At 72.4% G+C, this 5,690-nt stretch carries 6 protein-coding genes; 5 read left to right on the top strand and 1 reads right to left on the bottom strand.

Annotation, left to right across the window (positions count from 1 at the left end; genetic code table 11):
- Window positions 1-330: 330 nt before the first annotated feature.
- The gene (locus AH6_RS41815) at window positions 331-1,641 is read right to left on the bottom strand and encodes a KamA family radical SAM protein (RefSeq protein ID WP_067492011.1); all 1,311 of its coding nucleotides are present in this window, start codon (window positions 1,639-1,641) and stop codon (window positions 331-333) included.
- 302 nt (window positions 1,642-1,943) lie between these two features.
- Here AH6_RS41815 and AH6_RS41810 point away from each other — a divergent pair, with 302 nt between their 5' ends.
- The 5 genes from AH6_RS41810 to plsX form a co-directional block, all read left to right on the top strand.
- A complete protein-coding gene (locus AH6_RS41810) occupies window positions 1,944-2,633 on the top strand; it encodes a DUF998 domain-containing protein (RefSeq protein WP_083983978.1) in 690 nt (229 codons plus the stop codon).
- Window positions 2,630-3,481, top strand: coding sequence for an alpha/beta fold hydrolase (locus AH6_RS41805; RefSeq protein WP_067492007.1), 852 nt, complete (start codon window positions 2,630-2,632; stop codon window positions 3,479-3,481). Before AH6_RS41810 ends, AH6_RS41805 begins: the two co-directional genes overlap by 4 nt.
- Entirely contained in the window at window positions 3,478-3,846 is a 369-nt protein-coding gene (locus tag AH6_RS41800) for a hypothetical protein (protein ID WP_067492005.1), read from the top strand. The genes AH6_RS41805 and AH6_RS41800 overlap by 4 nt, the downstream gene beginning before the upstream one ends.
- Before the next feature lie 71 nt (window positions 3,847-3,917).
- Window positions 3,918-4,337, top strand: a complete 420-nt coding sequence (locus AH6_RS41795) for a hypothetical protein (RefSeq protein ID WP_067492002.1) — start codon at window positions 3,918-3,920, stop codon at window positions 4,335-4,337.
- Between the two features lie 125 nt (window positions 4,338-4,462).
- Window positions 4,463-5,690, top strand: a 1,228-nt coding sequence (plsX, locus tag AH6_RS41790) for a phosphate acyltransferase PlsX (protein ID WP_157432050.1), incomplete at its 3' end; no start/stop codon positions are given.

The following is a 5,690-nucleotide window of genomic DNA, read 5'->3' as shown; positions in this document are numbered from 1 at the left end:
CACAGCCGCTTTCGCCGAGGCCAAGGCACCGACTCAGTCTGTGGGGGTCTACAGCCGACCAACCGCCTCAGCCCCGCGCCCCGCACCCAACCAGCAACCCCAGCCCCGCGCGGGTTTGTGCACGTGCCCAACAACCCCAGTCCTGCGCGGATTTTCCGCACCTCGACCAGAGACCCCGGCCCCGCGCAGGTTTGTGCACGTGCCCAACAACCCCAGTCCTACGCGGGTTTTCCGCACCTCGACCTGCAACCCCAGCCCCGCACCCCGCGCTGCTGGTCGTGCCAGGTGCGGCGAGGCGTCCCGTGGGGACGGCTCGCCGCAGCGCTGTGGCTACTTCTGCCAGGGGAACCTGTCCGCGAAGGCCGGCTTCAGGTCGTCCAGCCAGATCGCGTCCGGGTCGTACTTGGCGAAGAACGGCTTGCCCACCAGGTCGGCGTCGCGGCACTGGATGAAGTGCAGGGCGAACACCTTCTCTCCGAACATGTCCAGCACGCCGTCCACGCACACCTTGCCCGGCGTCGCCGACATCGACGGGCCGCGCACCGTGCGCGCCAGTCCCGACACGTTCTTGTACGCGTCGCGGAAGATGTCGTACGCGTCGGCCAGCGGCACCGCGAAGTAGTCCTGCGGCCCCGTGTCACGCTCCACGAACATGTAGTACGGGACCAGGCCCATCCGCGTCTGGACGCGCCACATCGTCTCCCACGCGGCCGGGTCGTCGTTGATGCCGCGGATCAGCGGGGCCTGCGTGCGGATGACGGCGCCGGTGTCGCGGATGCGGCGCACCGCCTCCGTCAGCACCAGCGGCTCCAGCTCGCGCGGGTGGGAGAAGTGCGCCATGAACGCGAGGTTCTTGCCCGCCGCCACGACCTGCTCGAACAGCCGCAACATGTCGTCGGCGTCGGGGTCGGTGACGAACTTCTGCGGCCAGTACGCCAGCGACTTGGTGCCGATCCGGATGGATTCGAGCTGCTCCAGGTCCAGCAGCGGCTCGACGTAGCGGCGCAGCACCGGCTCGCCCATGATCATCGCGTCGCCGCCGGTGAACAGCACGCTGGTCACCTCGGGGTGGGCGAGCACGTAGTCGCGCAGCTGCTGCACGTCGTCGCCGGCCATCTTCAGGTCGGCCTCGCCCACGAACTGGGCCCAGCGGAAGCAGTAGGTGCAGTACGCGTGGCAGGTCTGCCCCTGCTTGGGGAAGTACAGCACGGTCTCGTCGTACTTGTGCTGGAGGCCGGGGATCTTCCCGTCGCCGAAGCTCGGGATGTTCAACTCCATCTGCCCGGCCGGGTGCGGGTTCAGCTTCATCCGCACCGCGTGCGCGGCGGCCTCGACCTCGGCCTTGGGCGCCTCCCGCCGCAGCAGGTCCGACAGCGTGGCGACGTCCTCGGCGGGCAACATGTCCGGCTGGGGGAACACCAGCCGGTAGATGGGATCGTCCGGCGCGGCGGTCCAGTCGATCAGCTCTTCCAGGACGTAGGCGTTGGTCCGGAACGGCAGGACCGTCGCCACCGCCCGCGTCGCGAGCTGCTGGTCGGGCGACAGGCCCGCGCGGGCGGTCAGCTCGTCCAGATGTTTGGCCGTGAAGGCGCGGAACTTGCGCCCGGTGGACCGCACCGCGGGAACCGCGTCGTTCACCATGGTCACGTGTCGGTACTCCTTGAACGTCGGCGGGGGAAACGCGCCCAGGGCGCGTCACGGTCTGTGATCAGATCGGCCCGGGGCACCTCCATTGAAACGGTTGAAGCACGGCCATAATGCCTAGTTACCCTTGTAAGGGTGTAAAGATGCTGGTCAACGGCAGAGCAGACATATCGTCGAACGTTACGCCTGCGTCTCCCATCCCCCGTTCAACGATTACGGGACGTGAAAGTCGCGCCCCCTACGCGCTCCTTATGCTGGTACCCCGATACTGATCGGTGGGCGGCGAGCGAGGGGGGCGTGTGGAGACGGCCGGACGCGACGACGGGCCGGGGGTGGCGCCGTGGTTCGCGGTCGCCGCCGCGGTCGTCGCCGCGATCACCTACGCGACGTTCCTGCTGGAGCACCGGCTCAGCCCGGACCTGGACGTCATCAACGGCTACGTCAGCGAGCTGTCGGCCGTCGACCAGCCCTACCACCAGGTCTACAGCGGCGGCGACTTCATCACCGGCGCGCTGACGATCGGCGTGGCCGTCACCGCGCTGGTCACCCTGCGGCGGCGGTTCTGGTCGGCGCTCGGCTGGACGTTCCTGGCGCTGTTCGGGCTGTGCGCGATCGGCGACGCGGTCTTCCCGCTGGACTGCGCGCCGAGCCTGGAGACCTGGTGCGCGCTGCGCGAGCGCTCCGAGCAGGTGTCGTTCTCGCACTCCTTCCACGCCGTCACCAGCAGCCTGGTGATCTCGTTCGGGGTGGCGGCGCTGCTGACGTTGTCGATCGCCGCGCGCCGGTACGGGTGGTGGCCCGCGCTGGCCCGCTGGGGCTGGCTGCTGGCGCTCACCGAGACCGTCTTCGCGCTGAGCACGGTGCTGGCGATGTTGCTGGGCCGCTGGCTGGGGATCATCCAGCGGGTGCAGATCAGCATCCTGGTGCTGGGGCTGCTCACCATCGCGTGGGCGTTGTACGCGGACCGGCGGAAGGGGGCCGGCGCGTGATCGTCACGGCGGGCGGCGAGGAGGTGCACGTGGTGGAGTCCGGCGATCCGGGCGGGCCCCCGCTGCTGCTCAGTTCGGGGCTCGGCGGCGTCTGGTTCGACTGGGCGCCCACCGTCGAACTGCTGGACAAGTACCGCGTGCTGGCCTTCGACCGGCCGGGCCTCGGCCTCAGCCCGGCCGCGCACGCCGCGCCGAGCCTGCGCCGCGAGGTCCGTGTCCTGGCCGACCTGGCGGTGTGGGCGGGCGCGCCGGTGGTCGTGCTGGCCCATTCGATGGCCGGGTTCCATGCCGAGGCGCTGGCCCGGCTGCATCCCGACCTGGTCGCGGGCCTGGTGCTGGTCGATCCCAGCTACGAGAGCGACCTCGCCTGCCCGTCGATGCGGGTCGCGGCCGCGACGGTGCCGGTGGCGCGGGCGGCGGGGGCCGCGCTGGAGGCGACGCGGATGGCGCGGGTGCTGGGGCCGCTGGGCCGCCGGATCGTGCTGCGCTTCACCAGCCACCGCGACGAGCCGGCGGACGAGCAGACGGTGCGGTCGGTGTACGGCCGGGGCACCGTGCTCGGCACCGTCCTGGCCGAGGAGCTGGCCTACCGCGAGATGGCCGCCGACCTGGAGGGCCTGCGCGAGCGGCGGCCGTTCCCGCCGGTGCCCCTGGTCGTCCTCACCGCGCTCGGCGACTACTCCGACCCCGACCGGGCCCGCGCGTGGGCCGACGACCACGCCCGGCTGGCCGCCATGAGCCCGCTGGGCCGCCAGGTGGAGCTGCCCGACAGCCTGCACATGGTGCAGCTCGACCGGCCCGACGCGGTCGCCGACGCGGTCGCCGAGGTCCTGCGGGAGGCGGCGTGACGCGGCTGCGCGCGGTCCTGGTGGCGCTGGCCCTCATGGTGTCGCTGAGCGGCTGCGAGCTGATGCAGCGGATCTCCGAGGGCGCCTACCGCAACGCCGTCACCGACGGGGTGATCAAGGAGCTGGGCGACCGGGGCGTGCGGTTGCGGGCGCGGCCCGAGTGCGGGTCGCTGGAGCAGGGCGACGGCGGCGTCGTGCGGATCTCCTGCACGGCCACCACCGCGGCGGGCGAGCCGGTCCGCGTCAGCGGCACCGCCACCGGCGCCGAGACGCACGATCCCCGCGAGCTGTACGTGATCACCGTGGGGCCGCGCGAGGTGTTGCGGTCGCACTGCCTCGGGCTCGGCTGCGCCCGACATTCCTGATCCCGTAAGGAACTCGGCCGGAGCTCGGAAAGCCGGGGCGCCGCCGGGCGTGGCGCGGGCACCGTCCGGCTATGAGAACGACCGTGAAGAACACTCGCGTGCGGCCGCTGGTCCTGGGCGTCCTGGCCCTCATCGTCACCGGCGTCACGGCCGGCATCGTCTACCTCGCCCTCACCTTCACCGGTGGCAAGGAGCTGCGCTACGAGACGCAGCCCCAGCTCCGCAACGCGCTGGCGGGCACCGCGGGCGCGGAGCTGAAGGCGCGCGGGGTGCCCCTGCGGGAGGGCCTGACCTGCACCGACATGGCGGGCTGGAGCAAGGCCAAGACGCGCGCCTCCTGCACCGGCCGCACCGCCGACCGCAAGCCGGTCCAGGTGTTCGGCAGCGGCGAGGACCGCACCCGCGACCACTACTACACGATCCTGGTGGACGGTAAGCCGCTCGTGCAGAACGTCCGCTGCCTGGCCGACGACTGCCGCCGCGCCGACTGACACGACCGCCCCGCGCCCGAAGGGGTGGGCGGGCGGGGGCCGAGGCATCGGGAGGGACGTCCTACGATTCGAGGTGGCGCGTTTCTCGCGGCCACCCGAACTCTCCCACCCCACCTGGAGTCGCCATGCCCGGCACCGGCGAGCCGTCGCGGCTCGCGGCCGCGGGATCGGCGGACGGCCCCGCCCCGATCGCGGTCGACACCATGGGCGGCGACCACGCCCCCGAGGAGATCGTCGCCGGGGCGGTCGCGGCGGTGCGCGAGCACGGCGTGCGGCTGCTGCTGGTCGGGCAGGCGCCGCGCATCCGGCGGGAGCTGGACCGGCTCGGCGTCGCGGGCGAGATCCCGATCGTGCACGCCGAGGAGGCCCTGGACATGGGCGAGGGCGCGCTGGCGAGCTGGCGCAAGCCCCGCTCGTCGGTCGCGATCGCCTGCCACCTGATCAAGCAGGGCCGGGCGTCGGCGCTGGTGTCGGCGGGCAGCACCGCCGGGGTGGTGGCCACCTCGCGGTTGCGGCTGAAGGGCCAGCCGGGCGTGTTGCGCCCGGCGATCGCGGTGGCGCTGCCGACCCGGCCGCGCCCCACGGTGCTGCTGGACGCGGGCGCGACCGCCGACGTCAAGCCCGAGACGCTGGTGCAGTTCGCGGCGCTCGGCACCGCCTACGCGCAGATCCGGCTGGGGCTGGAGCGGCCCCGCGTCGGCCTGCTCAACATCGGCGCGGAGGCGGGCAAGGGCAACAAGCTGGCCAAGCGCGCCCACGAGCTGCTGTCGGGCGGGCACCACGACGTGGAGTTCGTCGGCAACGTGGAGGGCCACGACCTGCTGGCGGGCGTGGTGGACGTGATCGTCACCGACGGGTTCACCGGCAACGTGGCGCTGAAGACCATGGAGGGCACCGTCCGGACGGCGTTCGGCGAGATCCGCGGCGCGATGACCGCCAGCCGCACCGCCAAGGTCGGCGCGCTGCTGCAACGCCGCCGCCTCCAGGAGCTGCGCGACCGGCTGGACTCCGACACCTACGGCGGCGGCGTGCTGCTGGGCCTGAACGGCACCGTGGTCATCGCACACGGCGCGTCCCGCGCCAAGGCGATCACCTCGGCGTGCGTGCTGGCGTACGAGCTGGCGGCGGGACGGATCGTGGAGCGCATCCGCGAGCAGATCGCCGCGACCCGCACCTCGCGCTTCCCCCGCTGGCCGCACGGCGACCGCGACGGCGACAAGCACGAGAAGGACAAGACCGAGAAGAGCGAGAGGCCCGAGAAGAGCGAGAGGCAGGAAAAGGTCGAGGCGGCCGAGCCGGACGTCGAGCCCGACGCCCCGCCCGCCCTCGACCAGCTCCCGCCCCCGGCCCCCA

The organism is Actinomadura hibisca NBRC 15177 (genome assembly GCF_001552635.1).
Taxonomy (GTDB): Bacteria; Actinomycetota; Actinomycetes; order Streptosporangiales; family Streptosporangiaceae; genus Spirillospora; species Spirillospora hibisca.
Note: the sequence above shows the minus strand (reverse complement) of the source record. Positions and strands in the feature narration are given on the sequence as shown.

What these genes read in the sequence shown, in the direction of transcription:
- AH6_RS41795 (WP_067492002.1), top strand. Translation starts at nt 3,918, where the DNA reads ATGAGAACGACCGTGAAGAACACTCGCGTGCGGCCGCTGGTCCTGGGC.
- AH6_RS41815 (WP_067492011.1), bottom strand. Translation starts at nt 1,641, where the DNA reads ATGGTGAACGACGCGGTTCCCGCGGTGCGGTCCACCGGGCGCAAGTTC.